General features: G+C 54.9%; 18 protein-coding genes. 9 read left to right on the forward strand and 9 right to left on the reverse strand.

Going from position 1 to position 19,627, the window contains the following annotated elements; genetic code table 11:
• Positions 1-10 precede the first annotated feature (10 nt).
• The 6 genes from GMO_RS04055 to GMO_RS04080 all read left to right on the forward strand — a co-directional run bounded on the left by GMO_RS04055 (position 11) and on the right by GMO_RS04080 (position 7,717).
• On the forward strand, positions 11-2,158 hold the full coding sequence (locus tag GMO_RS04055) for a xanthine dehydrogenase family protein molybdopterin-binding subunit (protein WP_008851013.1): 2,148 nt from the start codon (positions 11-13) through the stop codon (positions 2,156-2,158).
• Between the two features lie 612 nt (positions 2,159-2,770).
• Positions 2,771-4,147 (forward strand): aminotransferase-like domain-containing protein, encoded by a 1,377-nt coding sequence (locus GMO_RS04060; protein ID WP_040507443.1) that lies wholly within the window; start codon positions 2,771-2,773, stop codon positions 4,145-4,147.
• A gap of 51 nt (positions 4,148-4,198) precedes the next feature.
• Positions 4,199-4,513 carry a putative quinol monooxygenase gene (locus GMO_RS04065; RefSeq protein ID WP_008851015.1) on the forward strand — a complete coding sequence of 105 codons (315 nt, stop codon included), beginning with the start codon at positions 4,199-4,201 and terminating at the stop codon, positions 4,511-4,513.
• Positions 4,514-4,531: 18 nt separating this feature from the next.
• Positions 4,532-5,734 (forward strand): Tm-1-like ATP-binding domain-containing protein, encoded by a 1,203-nt coding sequence (locus GMO_RS04070; protein WP_008851016.1) that lies wholly within the window; start codon positions 4,532-4,534, stop codon positions 5,732-5,734.
• 2 nt (positions 5,735-5,736) lie between these two features.
• Positions 5,737-6,567, forward strand: coding sequence for a phosphoenolpyruvate hydrolase family protein (locus GMO_RS04075; RefSeq protein WP_008851017.1), 831 nt, complete (start codon positions 5,737-5,739; stop codon positions 6,565-6,567).
• Between the two features lie 25 nt (positions 6,568-6,592).
• Positions 6,593-7,717 carry an L-dopachrome tautomerase-related protein gene (locus GMO_RS04080; RefSeq protein ID WP_040507869.1) on the forward strand — a complete coding sequence of 375 codons (1,125 nt, stop codon included), beginning with the start codon at positions 6,593-6,595 and terminating at the stop codon, positions 7,715-7,717.
• Positions 7,718-7,887: 170 nt separating this feature from the next.
• Here the strand turns inward: GMO_RS04080 and GMO_RS04085 are convergent, their stop codons facing one another.
• Positions 7,888-8,673, reverse strand: coding sequence for a LysR substrate-binding domain-containing protein (locus GMO_RS04085; protein WP_008851019.1), 786 nt, complete (start codon positions 8,671-8,673; stop codon positions 7,888-7,890).
• Positions 8,674-8,772: 99 nt separating this feature from the next.
• On the opposite strand from GMO_RS04085, the gene GMO_RS04090 reads away from it, so the two are divergent.
• The gene (locus GMO_RS04090) at positions 8,773-9,642 is read left to right on the forward strand and encodes an aldo/keto reductase family oxidoreductase (RefSeq protein WP_040507445.1); all 870 of its coding nucleotides are present in this window, start codon (positions 8,773-8,775) and stop codon (positions 9,640-9,642) included.
• 212 nt (positions 9,643-9,854) lie between these two features.
• Here the strand turns inward: GMO_RS04090 and GMO_RS04095 are convergent, their stop codons facing one another.
• Complete coding sequence (locus tag GMO_RS04095) at positions 9,855-10,808, reverse strand: GlxA family transcriptional regulator (RefSeq protein WP_008851021.1); 954 nt, start codon at positions 10,806-10,808, stop codon at positions 9,855-9,857.
• Positions 10,809-10,916: 108 nt separating this feature from the next.
• On the opposite strand from GMO_RS04095, the gene GMO_RS04100 reads away from it, so the two are divergent.
• Positions 10,917-11,381 (forward strand): nuclear transport factor 2 family protein, encoded by a 465-nt coding sequence (locus tag GMO_RS04100; RefSeq protein ID WP_008851022.1) that lies wholly within the window; start codon positions 10,917-10,919, stop codon positions 11,379-11,381.
• 301 nt (positions 11,382-11,682) lie between these two features.
• On the opposite strand, the gene bdcA is transcribed toward GMO_RS04100, so the two are convergent.
• From bdcA to GMO_RS04125, 4 genes are all read right to left on the reverse strand, one after another.
• Complete coding sequence (bdcA, locus tag GMO_RS04110; RefSeq protein WP_008851023.1) at positions 11,683-12,396, reverse strand: SDR family oxidoreductase; 714 nt, start codon at positions 12,394-12,396, stop codon at positions 11,683-11,685.
• Entirely contained in the window at positions 12,393-12,845 is a 453-nt protein-coding gene (locus tag GMO_RS04115) for an SRPBCC family protein (RefSeq protein ID WP_008851024.1), read from the reverse strand. The genes bdcA and GMO_RS04115 overlap by 4 nt, the downstream gene beginning before the upstream one ends.
• A 31-nt stretch (positions 12,846-12,876) precedes the next feature.
• A complete protein-coding gene (locus tag GMO_RS04120; RefSeq protein ID WP_040507450.1) occupies positions 12,877-13,638 on the reverse strand; it encodes an SDR family NAD(P)-dependent oxidoreductase in 762 nt (253 codons plus the stop codon).
• Positions 13,639-13,797: 159 nt separating this feature from the next.
• Positions 13,798-14,436, reverse strand: coding sequence for a TetR/AcrR family transcriptional regulator (locus GMO_RS04125; protein ID WP_008851026.1), 639 nt, complete (start codon positions 14,434-14,436; stop codon positions 13,798-13,800).
• Between the two features lie 105 nt (positions 14,437-14,541).
• Between GMO_RS04125 and GMO_RS04130 the strand changes: the two genes are divergently transcribed.
• Positions 14,542-15,750 carry an MFS transporter gene (locus tag GMO_RS04130; RefSeq protein WP_040507452.1) on the forward strand — a complete coding sequence of 403 codons (1,209 nt, stop codon included), beginning with the start codon at positions 14,542-14,544 and terminating at the stop codon, positions 15,748-15,750.
• A gap of 519 nt (positions 15,751-16,269) precedes the next feature.
• On the opposite strand, the gene GMO_RS04135 is transcribed toward GMO_RS04130, so the two are convergent.
• The 3 genes from GMO_RS04135 to GMO_RS04145 all read right to left on the reverse strand — a co-directional run bounded on the left by GMO_RS04135 (position 16,270) and on the right by GMO_RS04145 (position 18,857).
• Positions 16,270-17,454: a zinc-dependent alcohol dehydrogenase gene (locus tag GMO_RS04135; protein WP_008851028.1), complete on the reverse strand. Its 1,185-nt coding sequence runs from the start codon at positions 17,452-17,454 to the stop codon at positions 16,270-16,272.
• Positions 17,455-17,785: 331 nt separating this feature from the next.
• Positions 17,786-18,379, reverse strand: coding sequence for a manganese catalase family protein (locus GMO_RS04140; RefSeq protein WP_217491384.1), 594 nt, complete (start codon positions 18,377-18,379; stop codon positions 17,786-17,788).
• Complete coding sequence (locus GMO_RS04145) at positions 18,342-18,857, reverse strand: ferritin-like domain-containing protein (protein WP_008851031.1); 516 nt, start codon at positions 18,855-18,857, stop codon at positions 18,342-18,344. Before GMO_RS04145 ends, GMO_RS04140 begins: the two co-directional genes overlap by 38 nt.
• Positions 18,858-19,627: the final 770 nt, after the last annotated feature.

Raw genomic sequence — 19,627 nt, forward strand, 5'->3', positions numbered from 1 at the left:
TGCCTCGCACATGACGCCGATCGGCAAAGGCATTCCGCGGGTGGAAAGCAAGGCGAAGGTGACGGGGGCGTCGCTTTACACTTTCGATCTGCAACCCGCCGAGATAGGCGCAACCAAGCCTATTTTGCATGGCGCCGTTATCTTGTCCAGTATCGCCCGCGGCCACATCTCCGCCATGGACACTTCGGCCGCGGAACAAGCCCCGGGCGTATGCCTTGTTCTCACCCACCACAACATGTTGCCGCAAGCGGAATGGGGACCGCTGAATGCCAATGTGCGTTTTGCACGTGCACAGCCGGTCTTCCGTGACAACCGGGTGCGCTATTTCGGAGAACCCGTGGCTTTCGTCGTAGCTGAAAGCTTCGAATGTGCTCGGTCCGCCGCCATGTCTATCCGTGTGCAGTACGAAGAGGAACAGGCACGCATTGTCCTCGATTCTGAGCATGGCATCGATCCTGCGCCTTTGCATGGCGGCCAGTCCTCCGACAGTTTAGTCGGGGATTTCGACGCCGCCTTTACAGCAGCTGAGCACCACATCGATGTCCAGTACGAAACGCCTTATCAGAACCATGCTGCCATCGAACTCCAGGCCAGCATTGCCATTTGGGATGGCGATCATCTTACTGTTCATACGCCGGCGCAGATTACTTCCGCAACCCGCACCGGTCTCGCCAGGACCCTGAATCTTCCAGAGGACAGGGTGCGCGTCGTCGCTCGGCTTATCGGCGGGGGATTCGGGGGCAAGCTACCTTATTTCGCCGATGCGGTGCTCTGTGCCGTGGCCTCCCGGCAACTCCAGCAGCCTGTCAAATTCAGCTTTACGCGGCAGCAGATGTTCACCGCCACGACCCATCGGTCTGCCGTGTCCCACAGGGTGCGTCTGGGTGTGACGGCTGGCGGGCGGATAACCGCCATCAGCCATGACGCCATCAGTCAGACGGCCTCTTTCGACAATTATGTCGATGGCAGCACGGCGGGTGCCAAAGGCCTCTATGGAGCTAGGGCAATCCGGACAACGCAGCGCATTGTTCGACTGGATCTGCCGCGCTCGGATTCCATGCGGTCTCCCGGAGACGCAAATGGGTCCATGGCGCTGGAATGTGCTATTGACGAAGCCGCGCATGCCTGCGGTCAGGATCCGGTCGCGTTCCGTATTCTCAACGATACGCCCGTCAATCCGACGACTGGAAAGCCATACAGTTCTCGGCATCTCGTCGCCAGCCTGAAGGAGGGATCGCGCCGCTTTGGCTGGATGCAACGTCGACGCAGGCGCGAGAAAAACTGGCTGATAGGGCAGGGCGTTGCCTCGGCTATGCGGGACAATCTTGTCCGCCCTTCGGCTGCGCAGGTCACCCTTACACCCGCAGGACAGCTTGTGGTTCGGTTGGACATGACCGATCCTGGAACCGGAACGATCACGATCCTCACCCAGATTGCATCAGAAACGGTCGGTCTGCCGATGGAGAAGGTCACGATCATGCTGGGCGACACCGATTTTCCCAAAACGTCCGGCTCCGGTGGCTCGTTCGGTGCCGAAAGCGCAGGATCGGCCGTCTATGAGGCATGCGTGGCCCTCAGACATCGCCTTGACGAGATGGCGAAGGGAAGGGACGGAAGTCCTGAAACCATCCTGCGGCTGGTGCGCGAGGCGGGGGGCATGACGGCCGAAGGAAAGATCACACCCGGAGACGAAACGAAGCACTATTCCGAAGCCAGTTTCGGTGCTCAGTTCGCTGAAGTAGCCGTCAATGTCCATACAGGAGAGACGCGTGTGAAGCGGATGCTGGGCGTATTCGCCTGTGGGCGCATCATCAACGAGCGAACGGCTCGTTCACAGGCACTGGGTGGCATGATATGGGGGCTTTCCTCCGCACTTATCGAGGCAAATACCGTCGATCATCGGGGGCAGATGGCGATGCGTGATCTGGCCAATTACCATGTGCCGGTGCTGGCCGATATCCAGAACATTGAGGCTGTTTTGCTGCCCGAAACCGAACCGGTCGCCAACCCTCTGGGCATGAAAGGCATCGGCGAGGTCGGGATCAACGGTGCGGCTGCAGCAATCGCCAACGCCGTATTTGATGCGACCGGCGCCCGTATTCGCCAGTTTCCCATTACTCTGGACCGTATTCTTCCCGCTCTGCCGCCTCTCGCATAAGGACGCAACATCTTTCCACGTTTCTATTAAGAGCAGAAGTGTGAACCAGCGCCCGTTCCAGTTCTCTTCATCAATTGTCGCCGTTTTTTACCACTGTCTGTGGCATGACCATTGCGAACATCTATTACGCTTAGGGGCTGAGCCTTGTCGGATCGATGTTCATTCATGCGGCCGTGCCACTCATGCTCTTTGCCTGCGCGATTGATCTATGTTCGGGAGGATTACAGACCCTGCGGCCACACGCGATGCATTTCATCGCACTTTAACGTTGGGGACAGATCATCGGCAACATCATGGGAGGCCTGCTGAAGGGCATCATGCTGCCCAACCGACCTAGCGACATGTCAATTATGTCCTGCGTGTTATTTTATTTACATGGCCGATGCTATCAACACGACCACAGTCCATCCTATGCGGGATGAGGTCCTATGTCCGATGATTTAGAACGTATCCGTACAGTGATTGTGACGGATGCAACATAATATCATTAGTAAATAGGATTTCATCATATTTAAATTCAAGGAAAAGAAATTCACATCAATGTATCTCAAAAAGTTCCATACAGAATTTATATTTGACTTTAAGCTTTGAACTCTAGGATAAGAACTGACTATGCGCCTTCAATCGTCTTGGCAGCCATATCTGGTGACCGGAAATGCCTCTCCGGCGGAGCGGCTGGCGGACGCGGTGGAAAATGACATTCTTTCCGGAAAGCTCAAGGTGGATGAGCGTCTTCCCGCCCATCGGGATCTGGCGTGGCGGCTGAAAATCGGTGTCGGTTCCGTAACGCGCGCCTATGCTATTCTGGAGCGGCGAGGGCTTGTGTGTAGCGTGCATGGGCGCGGGATGTTCGTTGCTGTGCAGCAGGAAAATCCCGGGACCAGATTTGATCTTGCCACAAACATGCCCCCGCCAATGTTCAGCAACAGAGCGTTGGCCAGTACGCTCACTCGACTGGCGAAACAGGTCGATCCGGATTTGTTCAATGTCTATCCACCTGTCGCAGGACATCTCGAACATCGGCGGATCATGGCGCACTGGCTCGCCGGTTTGGGAATTGATGTTAGGCCGGAAGGCTTACTTCTGACCTCCGGCGCCCAACAGGCATTAAACGTGGCTCTTAACGTGATCCGACCCTCTGTGACGTACGCCATAACGGAGGAACAGACCTACCCCGGCATGCTGGAGGCCATGCGTCAAAGCCGTTTACCTGTTCGCGCCACCATGATGGATGCGGAAGGCATTCTTCCTGCTGCACTGCAGGATATTCTGCAACGTAACCGAAGTGAGCGCGCGGCCGTCTATTTGACACCGACCATGCATAATCCGACCACGGCCACAATGGAGTTGCAGCGCCGGCAAGATATTGCTTCTCTTTGTAGGAAGTTCGATGCCTTGATCATTGAAGACGGAGTCTATGTTGCCGAACGCAATCCTTCCAGACCGTCTTTCATGGAACTGGCTCCGGAACGCACCTTTCATGTCTGCAGCCTGTCAAAGATCCTAAGTCCGGGACTGCGCATCGGCGCATTGGTTCCACCAATCTGTTATGTGGAAAAGTGTTTACCTGCGCTGCTTGCATCTTCATTGATGATCGCGCCACTTTCCTATGCCATGATGGCGCAATGGATGGAGGATGGAACAGCGGAAAGCGTACGCAACGCGCTCCATCGCGAAGCTTTTCGCCGTCAGGAACTGGTGGTTTCCAATCTCCCTGAAGCCGTCAAACCCCTTTATCACGCCTTTCATGTGTGGGTTCCTATGCCCATAGAGCAGGTTGCGCGTGTCATCGAGCATGCACGTCACCTCGGTATTTCTCTTCCTTCCATGACGTCTTTTCAGGCTGTGGAGGCACCACTTAATACTGGCGTCCGTCTTGCTTTGGGGAATGAGCCACTCCGAAAACTGCCCGAGGCCCTCAAGCGTGTCCGGTCGGCTTGCCTCCTTGCCAAGGGTATAGTGTCACGTGACACTATATCGATATACTGAAAGTGTCTCTTTCGGTTAGGCTTCCAACAGGTCAATGGTTGGGAGAAGACAATGTGCGAGAGTTTTCAGGGAATTACAGTCGTCGCATCCTTTTATCTTAAAAAAGATTATCTCGACGAAGTTCTGCCCGTTGTGGCCACGTGCATCAAAGCATCGAGGCAGGAAGCGACCAATTTTTCCTATATTTGCCGCCGCGATCTTAATGATCCTTTGCATTTCGTGTTCATCGAACAATGGCAAAGCGCAGCCGCCATCCATGAACACGAACAGCAACCGCATTTTCTCGCCATGAAATCCGCACTTGAAAAAGGCATGGAAGGACCATTGGTCGTAACTATGCTTGAAAATGTCACGGCTTTTTCCTGAACGCAGGTAGCGCGGACCATGACACCGCATGTCTATCTTCTCGGAACAGCTGATACGAAATCTGCCGAACTGATTTATCTGCGTTCTGTTCTTGCAGAAAATGGCATTCAGGCCTTGATCGTGGACGTCAGCACGGACAGTACATCCGCCCCTGCGGATATATCGGCACAGACAGTCGCTGCATGTCATCCTGGCGGAAACACAGCCGTTTTCTGCGGAGATCGTGGGCGAGCAATTGCCGCGATGTCCGAGGCGCTCGAGCGCTTCCTGCCGGGTCGCACAGATCTGGCCGGGGTGATTGGCATTGGCGGCTCGGGAGGTACAGCTATCGTCGCACCCGCCTTACAGACATTGCCGATCGGATTGCCGAAAATCCTTATTTCCACGGTAGCTTCCGGCAATATCGAACCCTATGTGGGTGAGTCCGATATCGCGATGATTTATCCCGTTGTGGATTTGCAGGGACTGAACCGCATTTCCCGAACGGTTCTCGCTAACGCAGCCAACGCCATGGCGGGGATGGCCCACCACCGATACACGTCTCCTCCAGAAGGCCGTCCGGCCATTGGTATCACCATGTTCGGCGTGACTACGTCATGTGTTACAGAAACGATGCATGTGCTTGAGCACGACTTCGAATGTCTGGTTTTCCACGCCACAGGATCAGGCGGAAAATCAATGGAGCGTCTTGTCGCTCAAGGCATCATTCGCGGAGTTCTGGATATCACCACAACGGAGTTCTGCGATTTCGTCGCGGGTGGCATCTTTCCCTGCGAGGTCTCACGCCTCGACGTTATCGCCCGAACAAGAGTGCCATATGTCGGAAGTTGCGGCGGTCTCGACATGGTAAATTTCGGCGCGATCGAGACGGTGCCTGAGCATTATCGTGACCGTGTTTTCGTGCGCCACAATCCGTTTATCACCCTCATGCGCACGACGCCGGCGGAGTGTCGGCAGATGGGACGCCTGATCGGTGAACGTCTCAACCGCTGTGACGGGCCCGTCCGGTTCTTTTATCCGGAAGAAGGGTTTTCACAACTTGATCGTCCAGAACAGCCTTTTTACGACCCTGTAGCCAATGAAGCTTTTCGCGATGCGTTTCTTGCGACATTGCAACAGACAGTAAATCGACGTTTCATCAGTCTGCCGCTCGCCATGAATGATCCAGCCTTCGCTCAGGCGATGGCAGAAGAACTTATCCAGCTTTTCAAGGAGAATTAATCATGCCCCGGATCGAACGTAGCACCATCCTCGCCCGTCTGCATAGACTGATCGATGAACGCAGGCCAATCGTTGGTGGCGGCGCAGGAACCGGCCTATCAGCCAAATGCGAAGCAGCAGGCGGGATCGACCTGATCGTTATCTATAATTCGGGCCGTTATCGCATGGCCGGACGTGGATCTCTGGCAGGGATTCTGGCTTACGGTAACGCCAATCAGATTGTCATGGATATGGCGCGGGAAGTGCTGCCGGTCGTGCCGAACACACCGGTTCTGGCTGGTGTTAACGGCACCGATCCCTTCGTGGATTTCGACGTTTTCCTCGATGACGTGCGCCGGGTCGGGTTTTCAGGCATCCAGAACTTCCCCACAGTCGGACTGATCGACGGAAATTTCCGTAAAAATCTCGAAGAAACAGGCATGAGCTACAACCTTGAAGTGGATGTGGTCGCCCGCGCGCGGAAGAAAGATCTGTTGACAACGCCCTATGTTTTTGACGCCGAGCAGGCGAAGGACATGACCCGTGCCGGCGCCGATATCCTGGTCGCTCATATGGGACTGACGGTAGGAGGAAGCATCGGCGCCGAGACGGCTTTCACGCTCGATGATTCTATCAAGCTTATCAATGAAATTTCCGATGCGGCGAGGAGCGTGCGTGAGGATGTGATCCTTCTCTGTCACGGCGGCCCCATCGCGATGCCAGCCGATGCACAGAAAGTATTGAACGCATGCCCTGATTGCCATGGATTCTACGGCGCTTCCAGCATGGAACGCCTACCCGTTGAGAGCGCGCTCATTGAACAGACCCGGATCTTCAAGACCATGATCCGGTAACACTTGCCTTATGCAGGAGCTTCCCATGCAGATTTCAAGATGTGTCTCTTGTGTTGCTGCCGTGGTTTTTGCAACTGGCGTAGCAAACCCGGTCGCAAGAGCGCAGATCTCTTCCGCTCCCGTGCTGCGGACTGTCTATTCGTCCAATCGCATCATGAATGCGGTGACCACCACTGATAAGGGCCGTGTGTTCATGTCGTTTCCCTATTGGGGTGGCGGCGGAAACGGACCTACGATGGGGGAATTGCTGCCGGACGGCTCCATGCGACCTTTCCCTGATGCGGGCTGGAACGACTGGGAGCAGTCGCACGACGCGCTGCACAGCTTCGTACGGGTCAACGCCATCCGCATCGGTCCGGACGGACTGCTCTGGGTCGTGGATTCCGGTGAGGCGAATGTTGGAGGGAAGCCTGGCCCCCCCAACGGCGCCCCCGCAAAGCTGGTCGCTTTCGATCCTGTAACGAGACGTCCTGTGCATTTGATCGTGCTGCGGCAGGGAACGACACGATACAGCTATGTGGACGATCTGCGTTTTCATGACAATACGCTGATCCTTACCGATGCGGGTGATCCTGCCCTGATTCTTGTCAATCTTCACAATGGCAGACAGCGGCGTATTCTGTCCCATCGACAGTGCGTCACTGACGAGCGTCCGATGCGTGCGGAAGGTCAGATCCTGATGACGGGTAATCGCGAGGCCCGCATCCATGCCGATCAGCTTGAAGTATCGCCAGACGGACAGATACTTTATTTCCAGCCGAGTTCGGGTCCGATGTGGAAAGTCGCAACAGCCGATCTTGAAAATACGTCACTAACCGACGCTCAACTCAGTGCACATGTGAAATTCTTTTATGACACACCAACAACGGGCGGCACTGCAATTGACGGTAACGGCAATCTCTATGTTTCGGATGTCGATCGTTTGCGTATTCTGAAAATCACACCAGAAGGAAAGGCTACAACCTTTATTGCCGATCCGCGCCTCGTGTGGGCGGACGCGATGTGGATCACCGCATCTGGCTCATTGTGGATTCCCGCAATTCAACTCAACCGGACTGCAACATTCCAGAGCGACGGCATCTCCCGCGTCAAACTGCCTGTCAACATCTACGCTATTGACGCTCATCTGAAACCTCCCCGTCAATACTGAGATAACCTGCAGGAGTTCCCATGACGCTTGGAGACTGTACTCAGTGTGCCGCAAACTAACGCGAACGAATGGAATCGACGAACGCGCGTAGCGGCAGTGGAAGTTGGCGGCGACCAGAATAGTAAAGCATGGGTCCCGAAAAGGGTGTAACCCAGTCTTCAAGCACCACTTCAAGCGCACCGCGGTGGATGTGAGGAGCGAGCGAGCCAGTCTTCAAACAGACAGACGATGCCGAGGCCCGCCAGAGCCGTTTCAACCAGAAGGTCGCAGGCCGATCCGGGCTGAACCAATAAAGGCCCGGGAGGATCAAGACGAATAATCTCACTATTTTTCTCAAACTCCCACATGGCTGCTGCTCCGCCGGAGAAGCGAAGACGCAGACACGAATGTTTCAGCAACTCACTCGGGTGCTGGGGACGTCCTTTTGCGGATAGATAGGATGGTGCGGCCGCAGCAAGAACGCGCTGCTTGGCTGGCCCGATGGGAACAGCAATCATGTCCTGTTCCAGGCGCTCTTCATAACGGATGCCTGCATCCGCGCCAGAGGCGAGAATATCGACAAAACTATCCTCTACCGTCACGTCCACGCGGACTTGCGGATGAGCGATCAGAAAGGACGACAGAATGCCCGGCAGTACAGTTCGGGCAACATTGGCCGGCACATTGAGGCGGATCGTGCCCGCAGGCTGGTCAGTTTGCGCATGGACCGTATCGAGTGCGGCGGTGATCTCGGCAAGAGCTAGCGAAAGTCGCTCGAACAGTCGAGCGTCCGTTTCTGTGAGCGAAATACTACGTGTGCTGCGATGAAGCAGTCGCGTGCCGAGACGGGTTTCCAGTCGCCGCAGAGCTTCGCTGAGACCGGACGCTGAAAGGCCAGAAACACGTGCAGCTTCGCGAAAACCATCTGCTCGCACCACCGTGACGAACGCTGAGAGATCATCAAGCTCAAATGACATTGTGCGAATTTCCGTACGACCCGTCCAGGATTGAACAGCTTATCGGTCATTCGAGCGTAGTCCATGTTTGGTGTGCACCTTTTTATCAAGGAGATACCAATGAGCAGCCGCACTAATGCAGGAACCTTTTTACTCGGCGACCGCGTCGTAAATCGTATGGGATACGGGGCGATGCAGCTTGCTGGCCCTGGTGTATTCGGACCGCCAAAGGATCGCGAAACCGCCGTTACTGTGCTTCGTGCTGCTGTTGAAGCTGGGGTCAATCATATCGATACCAGTGACTTCTATGGCCCGCATGTCACGAACCAGATCATCCGGGAAGCGCTGCATCCTTATGATGATAACCTTGTGATCGTGACCAAGGTCGGCGCGATGCGTGGTGAGGATGCGTCATGGCAGCCAGCCCAGAGCGCGGAAGACCTGACCAGAGCCGTGCATGACAATCTGCGCAATCTGGGGCTTGAGCAGCTTGATGTGGTCAACCTGCGACTGATGGGTGACATCTTCGCGTCAAAAGAAGGCTCGCTGGAAGAGCCGTTTTCGGCATTGGCTGCTCTGCGTAAACAAGGCGTCATCCGCCATCTCGGCCTTAGCAATGCGACGGCCGCCCAGATAGCCGAAGCACAGACGATCGCGCCAGTTGTCTGCGTGCAGAACCATTACAATCTTGTCCATAGGAAGGATGATGAACTGATTGATGCGTTGGCTGCACAGGGCATTGCCTATGTGGCATTTTTTCCGTTGGGTGGGTTCAATCCGATCCAGTCGGATGCCCTGTCCGAGATCGCAGGCGGTATCGGAGGAAGCCCGTTGCAGGTGGCGCTGGCCTGGTTGCTGGCCCGTTCACCCAACATACTCCTCATTCCGGGGACTTCAAATATCCTTCATCTCTCGGAAAATCTTGCAGCAGCAACGCTCGAACTATCAGACGATGCTCAAGCACGCCTTGATGCTATTGCCGTCGCTTGAGCTTGGAAGTCTGTTCAAACCGTTTGGTACGGGTGCTACAAGAATTTCGCTTGAAGCATTCTTTGCCGGGAAGCGTTTGGTCTATATTTTCACGTGAGTGGAAGAAAGCTTTATAGGGCAAGGACGTCACGGAAACGTCATGACCATGTAGACTGCCCGATTGGTAATACAGCCATCGCAAGGGGGGAGATAAGTACCGCCCGGACTGTGTTTTAGCTTGGATACCCAGTGGCATTTCGCCGGATAGCCTGAGGCGGCTGGTGAAATTCACGCAGGAAGGCACGTCGCATTCGCTCGGGGTCATGGAAGCCGGTCATGACGGCAATGGCTTCGATCGGATGCGCGGATCGCTCGACCCGCTCGCGTGCGGCCTCCAGACGTAGTCGTTCGACCGCTCTGGCAGGGCTCATTCCCACGGCTGCCCGGAAACTGCGTGAAAAGTTCCGGGGACTCATGCCGACTTGGCTGGCGAGAACGTCCACAGTCAGGCGCTGTCTCAGGTTGGACCGGATCCATCCCAGAAGTTCGGCAAAGCGTTCCTGAGTGCTGTCCATCTTAAGAAGAGCCGAAAACTGGGACTGCCCTCCGGGGCGATGATAGAAAACCACCATCTGCTGCGCCGTCCGACGTCCGATGTCTGCACCGAGATCTTCAGTCACCAGCGCCAGAGCCATGTCAATTCCTGCGCTGATGCCGGCAGATGTCCAGACCGGGCCGTCATGGACATAAATTGCATCTGCCGAGACCCTGACTTCTGGAAACTGTGCTTTCAGAACCCCAGCCTGTTGCCAATGCGTCGTCACGCGGCGTCCTTGGAGCAGCCCGGCCGCCGCCAGCAGAAAAGCTCCTGTACACACGCTGCATATCCGCCGTACTGTGCTGGCCTGATGTCGTATGAAGGCTTGGAACTCCGGACAGGCCATGGCTAGCTTGTGACCTTCGCCTCCGACAACGATAAGCGTGTCAAAAGACTCTGCCGTTGCGAACGGGACGGTCTCGAGCGCTATGCCGGAAGATGACCGGACCAGACCCCCATGCTGGGACAAGGGCATCGTCTCATATGTTGCGTCTCCCAACGCTCCGGCAATCTCGAAAGCCGCAGTTACTCCGGCGGCGTCGAGTAACTGGAAGTCAGGATAAAGCAGAAGACCGATCTGTCTGGGCATGTCCTGAAATGAGGGATCATTGTCCTTTCGTCAAATGCTTTTCCGGGAAATATTGACAGACACCGGATCAGCTCGTGATCCTTCTCCGAACCAGAGGCGAAATTTTCAGTGTCCCGACCCCCATTTCCCCCTTTCAATACCGAAACCGCTATTCAAAAGGTCCGTCTCGCCGAAGATGCCTGGAATGGTCAGGACCCTGAAAAGGTGGCGCAGGCTTATACGCCCGAGAGCCAGTGGCGCAATCGCTCGGAGTTCATCTGCGGTCGAGAGGAAATCGTGACGTTTCTGACGCGGAAATGGAAGCGTGAGCAGAAGTACCGCCTCATCAAGGAACTCTGGGCTTTTCAGGACAACAGGATCGCAGTCCGCTTCGCTTATGAGTGGCGGGATCAGACCGGGCAATGGTTCAGGTCTCATGGGAATGAGAACTGGGAATTCGATAAAAAAGGGTTGATGCGTTACCGCGCCGCTTCAATCAACGATCAACCCATTTCAGCCACTAGCCGTCTGTTCCACTGGCCTGAAAAGCGCCGTCCGGATAATCACCCTGGCCTTTCTGTGCTGGGACTGTGAATGTCGGGGAGGGGGCTCTCCTATGGCATTGATTGGAACGCCTTGCGGCCTTTTGCGTCTAGTGCCCAGAAGTCTTCATCGGAGAACGCGATGGCGGCCACGGCGACAATTTGTTCCCAGATGGGTAACTTCATAGCTGCGTTGAGCAGGCAGTATCGCTGGACTGCATTTCAGGATTTGGGTCAATGCTATCTGGCTCGGATGAGCGTCATGTTTTCACGCCATGATGTCCAGGATCGAACCTGACCTGGCGAGATCGCGTCACGGCTTCGTTCCCTTCCCAGCCGGTGGTTTCATTCCGTCAGGCCGTGAAACCGCCATCAATGTTATATGCGGCGCCGGTGATGATGCCAGCCTCTGGTCCGGCAAGATATGCCACCAGTCCAGCAATCTCCGCGCCCGTGGCATGGCGCTTGATTGCCATGAAACCATGCATCACGTCCTTCAGCGGACCATCGGCAGGGTTCATATCGGTATCGGTCGGCCCGGGCTGGACGACATTGACGGTGATTCCGCGTGCGCCGAAATCACGAGCCAGTCCCCGGGTCATGCCCCGCAATGCCGATTTGCTGGCACTGTAGGCAGCAAGCCCGGTCATCGGCATACGGTCGGCATTGGCGGAACCGATGAAGATGATACGCCCCCCGTCGGGCATGGTCCGGGCGGCAGCAACGGCGGCGTGATAAGGCGCATGGATGTTGATGCGAAACAGCCGGTCGATGTCATCCGGAGGTATCTCCAGCGGATCACCCGCGCCAAGAATGCCGGAATTGACGATTAGAACGTCGAGCGGACCAAGTGAGCCGATCAGTGCGATGAGAGCGTCACGGTCGCCGCTATCGGCACGCAGGGCCTCGCTTCCGGTCTCGGCCGCCAGAACTTCGGCATCGTCCGGGGAAGACCAATACGTGAACAGGACTTTCGCACCATCCGAAGCGAAACGGCGCACGATGGCGGCTCCAATCCCGCGGCTGCCGCCGAGCACGAGAACGGATTTACCCTCAAAACCGCTCATGACTGCATCTCCAGCGAGGCCAGAATTTCTGCCAGTCTGTCGAAGGCTGGCTGATAGATATGTATTGGCATTCGGGCCTCCATACTGGCGGCGTGTTCGACAGGCGCCTCGAACTGTCCCCGCCACTGAATGAACGTGCGGTCACCATTCGTGACGGGAAGAAGGCTGATCGTCGAACGGTAATTCCAGATCGGCAGGGCAGATTCAATAATCGAGAACGTCACCGCATGATCCACGTCGGATAACGCCAGAAGCTGTTCGCGGATGACACCGACATCGCCCATTTCAACACGGCGGATCGCGCTGACACGGTCGCCAGGATCATCGCCTTCGATCACGCAGCTTTTCACGCCCGGCAACCAGTTTCCAAGGGTGCCGAAATCACGGATCAGTCCCCAGACGGACGAAACGGGTGCATTGAGGACGCTGCTGGCCATGACGTGGATCATGATGCAACTCCCGATCGTGCCTGCCTGGCTTTCATAGCGACTGGCCTCCTGTCACTTCGATGCGCTGACCATTCACCCAGCGCATGTCGTCAGACAGAAGGGCACGGACCGCGGCTCCGATATCATCGGGTTGCCCGACACGCCCCAGCGGCGTGATGTCTGCGAGGCTCTTGTTGATCGTGGCATCATCGCGGACCAGCCCCCCGCCAAAATCCGAGGCGACTGCTCCAGGTGCGACGGCATTGACGGTAATGCCCCGCTCTCCCAGCTCTTTCGCCATATAGAGCGAAATGACCTCGGTCGCGGCTTTCATGGCCGAATAGGGACCATGATCCGTCAGATAGAACCGGGTCGCGGCGGAGGTGATGTTGAGAATGCGGCCGCCATTCCGGATCAGGGGCAGAAGGGCCGCCGTCAGCAGATAGGGGCCCTTGAAATGGATGTTGTACTGGTTGTCGAGTTGCTCGGACGACGCGGCATCGAAGCGGGTGTGAATAATGTTACCCGCGTTCTGGACAACATAATTCAGGTCCCGCTGGCCGAAATCGTTTGCGAGAGAGACTTTGACCCTCTCTGCAAAATCCGTGAACGACGCATGGCTGGCGATGTCCAGTTGCAGCATGCGCAGCTTGGCGTTCTCGGTGCTGAGAGCGATCTCGGCTGCTTTCGCCTCGTCTTCGTTGGCGTGATAGGTGCCGATCACGCTGATGCCGGCGACCGTTAGATGCTTGGCGATACTGTAGCCGATGCCACGATTGGCGCCCGTGACGAGGGCTATTTTTGATGTGCTCATGATCGGATTCCTTGAGGAAACATGATGCCGTGCCCCGAAAACCACTACTTCCGTACCAATTGGTCCATAATAGAAGCAGAAGGAGAGGTCAATGATTTATGGACCGAACGATATAGAATATTCCTGCCGGGATAGCCTCGCTTTGCGTCCGTCAGCTCGTCAGCTTTTTTGGGGCCGCTTTACTGTTTCCTGCTTCACCGCATTCAGATCCCACAATGTCAGGAGCGAGGTGACGGCGGCATCCAGATTATCCGAAGTCATCCCATCCCGGGCCTCGCATGTGATGCCGTGGAAAAAAGTCGCGAGAATGTTGGGCAGCACATCTGTCGCCGCGGACGCTTTTAATTCGCCATTGGCGATGGCGCGCTCTACGCAGGCTTTGATGCCCGCACGCGTGCGCTGTCGCTCTGCCGCGAGAAGAGCTTGGACGGGTTCGTTTTCGGGTGAGCAGTTGCTGGCGCCTGACACGACCAGGCATCCGGCCGGGTGTGCGCGGGCAGACTGCATGCGTGCCGAACCGCGCAGCGTTCGTTCAATGGCCTCACGCGGGGGCAGGCTTTCATCCCATAAGGGCGCCATGACCTGGCCGTAAGTCGCCAGATAATGCTGCACGACCTCACGGAAGAGGGCTTCCTTGGAGCCGAACGCGGCATAGAAACTCGCGGGCGAAATATTGCCCATGCAGGATTTGAGCTGCGTCAGGGAGGTCGGTTCGTAGCCCTGCGACCAGAACAGCGCCATAGCGGCATCAATCGCCCTGTCCCTGTCAAACTCACGGGGACGTCCTGTCCGCGCCATGCTGCTGTTCCTTCTGAAAGACTTTCATATTAATTGATCCAGAAGTGATTGCCAAGATTTTGCGGTTATCATATATGTATCGATCGTTCCATATGTGAGAACCGCATGACCTCCGAGACGATATCCCCCCGCAGGAGCCCCGATGACGGACTGCCCCTAGCCGGCCTGCTTGCACTGGCGATGACTGGCTTCATCTGCATCATGACCGAAACCCTTCCGGCCGGTCTGTTGCCGCAGATCGGTGACGGGCTGCATGTTTCCTCGGCGCTCGCAGGACAGATGGTCACGGCTTATGCCCTGGGCTCCTTGAGTGCCGCGATCCCGCTGACGCTTGCCACACAGCGATGGCGGCGAAGGCGGGTTCTCCTGCTGGCGATTATCGGCTTTGTGATCTTCAATTCCATTACGGCATTTTCAGCGCATTACGGGGTGACCCTTATGGCCCGCTATGGCGCCGGTGCGGCGGCCGGGCTCGCCTGGGCCTTACTGGCAGGCTATGCGCGCAAGATGGTGACGCGCGCCCAGCAGGGGCGTGCTCTAGCCATTGCCATGGTCGGCACGCCGATCGCGCTTTCGCTGGGTGTACCGGCAGGAACATGGCTAGGCGCTGTTGTGGGCTGGAGACTGGCCTTTGGGATCATGTCGGCATTGACTCTGCTGCTGATCGTCTGGGTTCTGACAAAGGTTCCTGATTTTCCGGGTATGACACATCACCAGCGTCTGGCGTTCGGATATGTCCTGCGAACTCCAGGGGTTCGGCCTGTTCTGGGCGTCGTAGTGACATGGATGCTCGCGCACAATGTGCTTTACACCTATATCGTGCCGTTCATCGCTCCCGCCGGGCTGGCAGGGCAGGCGGATCGCATCCTGCTGCTTTTTGGTCTCGCCGCTCTTGCTGGTATCTGGTTGACCAGTCGCACGGTCGATCATGCCCTGCGTCTGTCCGTTCTGGCCAGTCTCGCAATATTCGCTGCTGTTGCGGGTGTTTTCGCAATCGGATCTGCCTCGCCTGCAGTGATCATGATCGGCGTCACGATATGGGGGCTGACATTCGGTGGGGCCGCGACATTGCTCCAGACCGCCCTTGCAGATGCAGCTGGCGATGGCGCGGATGTTGCCCTGCCAATGAATGTTGTCGTCTGGAACAGCGCGATAGCCGGGGGAGGGGTTCTGGGTGGTATGTTGCTTGAGACCTGGGGGGCTGCGTCGTTCCCCTGGGCTGTTCTGGGGCTGGCTACTACTGGCTTTCTGATCGCATGGTATGCCCGGTCCCACGGATTTCGTCCTGGCCACCGGCTCGGGCAGGAGAGCTAAGAATTCGGTGAAGATGGGTCGTGGAGTTGCCGAGCGGTTTCGAGGAGGGTGAACCAATTTATGCCATTTAGGGTTTGCTTCAGATGATTTTCACTCGTTATCCGAATGACTGATCCGACCTTATCTGATCTTAAATTACGGTCATCCGGAAATGTCCGGAATGAAGCGAAAGCGGAAGCAGACTTGCCGCTTCCGCCTCGTTTCGGCCCTTGAACTCGGCAATATGCATTTCCGAAAGCGGACGTTAGATGAGAGCTTTCCAGAAGGCGGTCTACAAAGTCCCGCATACACGAAAACTGCTACAACCAACACAAGGCAAGCGACCATAGACAGCCGGCGGCTGACTGACGATCTGACATAGAATAAGAAGCATGGGGACATAGTTTATGCCCAGCGTACTTATCAGAAGTCCTCTTATCTAAAATTGTCGTCGGTACTGGGTTCGGAACGCTGATAATGGAAATGTATAAACCTTACTGAGAGCTGACTCGTTTTCTTGAGATGTCAAGTTTTACAGGTTCAGTTTCCATGAGGACGAAAGACCACCTTGGTGCAATTGTCTTTCTTGTCCCTGAATTTCTCATAAAGAGCTGGGCCATCTTCAAGATTGGTAGAACGATGGCTGATGACAAAGGAGGGATCGATCTCTCCGTTCTGTATTCGCTCTAGCAGGGGTCTGAGATATTTCTGCGTATTGGTTTGACCAGTTCGCAAGGTCAGTCCTTTATTCATGAGAACACCAATCATCACAGGACCTAATGCACCAGCATAGACACCCGGCATCGATACGATTCCACCTGGGCGACATCCGAGAATGGCCTGATTAAGAGCGAAGGGTCGTTCTAGGGTCGTGGCAGATAGCAGAACTGATCCGACTTTTTGCATCATGGTGTCAGCCCCATGCGCTTCCATCCCGACAGCTTCGATCACTGCGTCCGGTCCAAGTGCCCCTGTCATCTCGATAAGCGTTTCCTGAATGTTCTGAGTACGGAAATCTATGGTTTCAGCATTACTCGCTCGTGCCATCGCCAGTCGTTCGGGAACTTCGTCGATGGCGATGACGCGCTTTGCTCCCAGAAGAAAGCAGGAACGGATCGCCATCTGTCCGACAGGGCCGCAGCCCCAGACAGCAATAGTCTTTTCGGATTCCGGAGTGATTTCGCAATTTTCAGCCGCCTGGTAGCCAGTTGGAAAAATGTCGGAGAGGAAGAGGACCTGCTCGTCATCCAGTCCTTCCGGCACTATGATCGGCCCTACATCAGCATAGGGGACACGCAGGTATTCTGCTTGGCCACCTGCAAATCCACCTGTAATATGGGAGTAGCCAAACAGGCCCGATAATGGATACCCGAACGTTTCAGCCTGCTCACGGCCGTTGGGGTTCGTTCGTTCGCAGCAACTCCAGTTGCCCCATTGGCACTGCCGACACGCACCACAGGCGATGGTGAAGGGAACGACAATACGGTCTCCTACCGAAAGACGCGTGTTGTCCTTTCCGACTTCGATCACTTCCCCCATTGTCTCATGGCCAAGAACGTCGCCGCATTGCATGGTTGGCATCATTCCGTCCATCAGATGAAGGTCAGAGCCACAGATGGCACAGGCTGTCACCTTGATAATGACGTCACGTCCATCAAAAATAGTAGGATCAGGCACGCTTTCACATGTGATCTTACCCTTTTTCTGCCAGGTCAGTGCTTTCATGAGAAGTCATCCTGCTTGATATTGTTCTGAAGTAAACAGATGCGCAGTGCACTGGTTTTCCTCTGTTTTCGTACGAATGAGTTACTGGAAGCCGAAAAGCTCGGTTTATGGCCGACGGGATCTCCAATATTTCATCGACAGATGGACCAGTGCTCAGTAAATCCCGAACCATCGGTTCGGTTTTCATGTCGGTCTTTATGGCGGCTCAGGATGTAACCGTCCAATCCTGAAGCACGCCCATTTCGATAAGCGTTTGTGAGCCGTGGCAGATCGCTGTGACGGATTTTTTCGACGACACGATGGCTTCAACTGGAAGGCGTGTCTCTTTCAACTATGCTAGACTTTTTTCGGGCAACGTTACGTACGTAAACCGTCCACTTTCATGTCGCTTGGATTGAACGCTGGATTTTTCACGACCTCGTAGCCGGCGCCAGGCGCCCACTGATTGGTGACATTGATGGCGCCGTAGGTAATCAGCGGTCCATGACCTGCCTTGTGAATTGTAGAAATTGATCCCTCCACCGCCCATGATGGCAAGAAGGGAAGTAGCTTCGGCAGCCCACCGGTCCTTCGCTGTGGTCTGCAAATGCGCACGCACGAGAGTGCCGACTACCTCCAAATGGCTCAGTTCCTCAGTGCCGATATCCATCAGCACATCCTTGAGTTTAGGGTCGTCCGTATTTATTCCTTGAATGAAATACTGCATTGTGGCGGTCAGTTCACCATTACAGCCGCCAAACTGCTCCAAGAGCATATTGCCGAAATATGGATCAGGCTCACTGATACGGACTGTATACATGAGCTGTTCCACATGGTGATACATATCATTTTCTTTCTTTGTTCCGTCTGGTCTGACGAAGAATTCTATCGTGAGTCCAACCGGCTTTTCAGCGCCCTGCGGTTTCGCCCTGTTCCAGCCGGGCAATGTAGAGACGGGTCGTGGGGTCGATATTGCGTTCTACGAACTGCGCCATGGCCTGTTCTTCTTCAAGAGATTGGTTCAGCATCGCCGAGGCCTGCTGATCTTCGCATAATTCGGCAAGTGTGATGAGAGAACGATATGATGCGATTTCGTAGTTTTCGAATGCCAGGTTCGCAAAGGAATTTTTGATGACTTCGTCAGCAGCAAAGATATGCCCAAGTGCGGCGAGATTGCCCATGAGAGACAGCGTTGCGTCTTTGGTGGCTGAATGACTGCTGTCGTACGTTGTCAGCAACTTTTTTAACCGTTCGGCCTGGTTTTGGGATTCCCTGACATGTTCAGTCATCCGTTGCGACAGATCGGGATAGTGCTCAAGCCGGTCGATCTGTCTTTGCAGGAGTTCGATTGCCTGATTTTCGACAGCATGCTGGTTGCGAAGTCCAAGAATAAAGACGTCGCGCGTTTTTTCTGAAATTGACATGACTGAAGTTCCTTATGAAAGAAATAAGTGGGATTGATTAAGTTGCACGCGTGGCTGACCGCTTCGCATTTCAGATCGAAAACCCGATTTCGCGATGTTGTCAGGTTGATTTTTGTGTTCGGGAAAAGAGGTAGCGCTAGGGTAGGTATAAAGTTTCTGTACAAAATCGGTACGAGAAGTTTTGTAATATATTTACTTACTAAAAAGTGAATTTATATTTCCGAGTGCAGTTTTCTGAATAAGGAAATAAAAAAATTTATAAGAAATGTATTGAAATAATATTGGTCTTTTTTCTCTGTTTTTATGTCCCGTATCGGTGACTTTTTTCCGGTTATTTTTGAAATTACTAGGGTTGTTTTGGTATATCCACCATCTTGGCTATCGAAGACATGACTGGCGCAGCCAGATACGCTGTTGGTTATGCTCAGGACCTATTAATTCATTGAATTGAGCTGTGTTCAATGTTTCGCAGGCCTTTGGGAGGGAAGAGCCTGTGAGTTACATGTTTTTGTTGTCTGAGCGCCAGATGGAGAGGATTAAGTTTTATTTTCTTTGGCGCTCGGAGTGTCATATTGTAGATGATCGACGGGTTCTGAGCGGGATCGTTTATGTGATCCGTCACGGGTTTCGGTTGAAAGATGCCTTGAGAAGGTATGGCCCTCACATGACCCTATACAAATTGTTTTCTTCGGTAGAGCCGCTTGGGTGTCTTTGACCGTATTTTCGTCGCACTAACAGAAGAGGCAGGCCGTTCGACGCGTCTGATGATC

Origin of the sequence: Gluconobacter morbifer G707, assembly GCF_000234355.1 — a bacterium.
GTDB classification, from domain to species: Bacteria; Pseudomonadota; Alphaproteobacteria; order Acetobacterales; family Acetobacteraceae; genus Gluconobacter; species Gluconobacter morbifer.

Excerpts from the sequence above, each read along its gene's own strand:
- GMO_RS04075 (WP_008851017.1), top strand. The coding sequence starts at position 5,737 with ATGCCCCGGATCGAACGTAGCACCATCCTCGCCCGTCTGCATAGACTG.
- GMO_RS04095 (WP_008851021.1), bottom strand. The coding sequence starts at position 10,808 with ATGCCCAGACAGATCGGTCTTCTGCTTTATCCTGACTTCCAGTTACTC.
- bdcA (WP_008851023.1), bottom strand. The coding sequence starts at position 12,396 with ATGAGCGGTTTTGAGGGTAAATCCGTTCTCGTGCTCGGCGGCAGCCGC.
- GMO_RS04085 (WP_008851019.1), bottom strand. The coding sequence starts at position 8,673 with ATGTCATTTGAGCTTGATGATCTCTCAGCGTTCGTCACGGTGGTGCGA.
- GMO_RS04115 (WP_008851024.1), bottom strand. The coding sequence starts at position 12,845 with ATGATCCACGTCATGGCCAGCAGCGTCCTCAATGCACCCGTTTCGTCC.
- GMO_RS04070 (WP_008851016.1), top strand. The coding sequence starts at position 4,532 with ATGACACCGCATGTCTATCTTCTCGGAACAGCTGATACGAAATCTGCC.
- GMO_RS04055 (WP_008851013.1), top strand. The coding sequence starts at position 11 with ATGACGCCGATCGGCAAAGGCATTCCGCGGGTGGAAAGCAAGGCGAAG.
- GMO_RS04090 (WP_040507445.1), top strand. The coding sequence starts at position 8,773 with ATGAGCAGCCGCACTAATGCAGGAACCTTTTTACTCGGCGACCGCGTC.
- GMO_RS04125 (WP_008851026.1), bottom strand. The coding sequence starts at position 14,436 with ATGGCGCGGACAGGACGTCCCCGTGAGTTTGACAGGGACAGGGCGATT.
- GMO_RS04065 (WP_008851015.1), top strand. The coding sequence starts at position 4,199 with ATGTGCGAGAGTTTTCAGGGAATTACAGTCGTCGCATCCTTTTATCTT.
- GMO_RS04145 (WP_008851031.1), bottom strand. The coding sequence starts at position 18,857 with ATGTCAATTTCAGAAAAAACGCGCGACGTCTTTATTCTTGGACTTCGC.
- GMO_RS04135 (WP_008851028.1), bottom strand. The coding sequence starts at position 17,454 with ATGAAAGCACTGACCTGGCAGAAAAAGGGTAAGATCACATGTGAAAGC.
- GMO_RS04080 (WP_040507869.1), top strand. The coding sequence starts at position 6,593 with ATGCAGATTTCAAGATGTGTCTCTTGTGTTGCTGCCGTGGTTTTTGCA.
- GMO_RS04060 (WP_040507443.1), top strand. The coding sequence starts at position 2,771 with ATGCGCCTTCAATCGTCTTGGCAGCCATATCTGGTGACCGGAAATGCC.
- GMO_RS04120 (WP_040507450.1), bottom strand. The coding sequence starts at position 13,638 with ATGAGCACATCAAAAATAGCCCTCGTCACGGGCGCCAATCGTGGCATC.
- GMO_RS04130 (WP_040507452.1), top strand. The coding sequence starts at position 14,542 with ATGACCTCCGAGACGATATCCCCCCGCAGGAGCCCCGATGACGGACTG.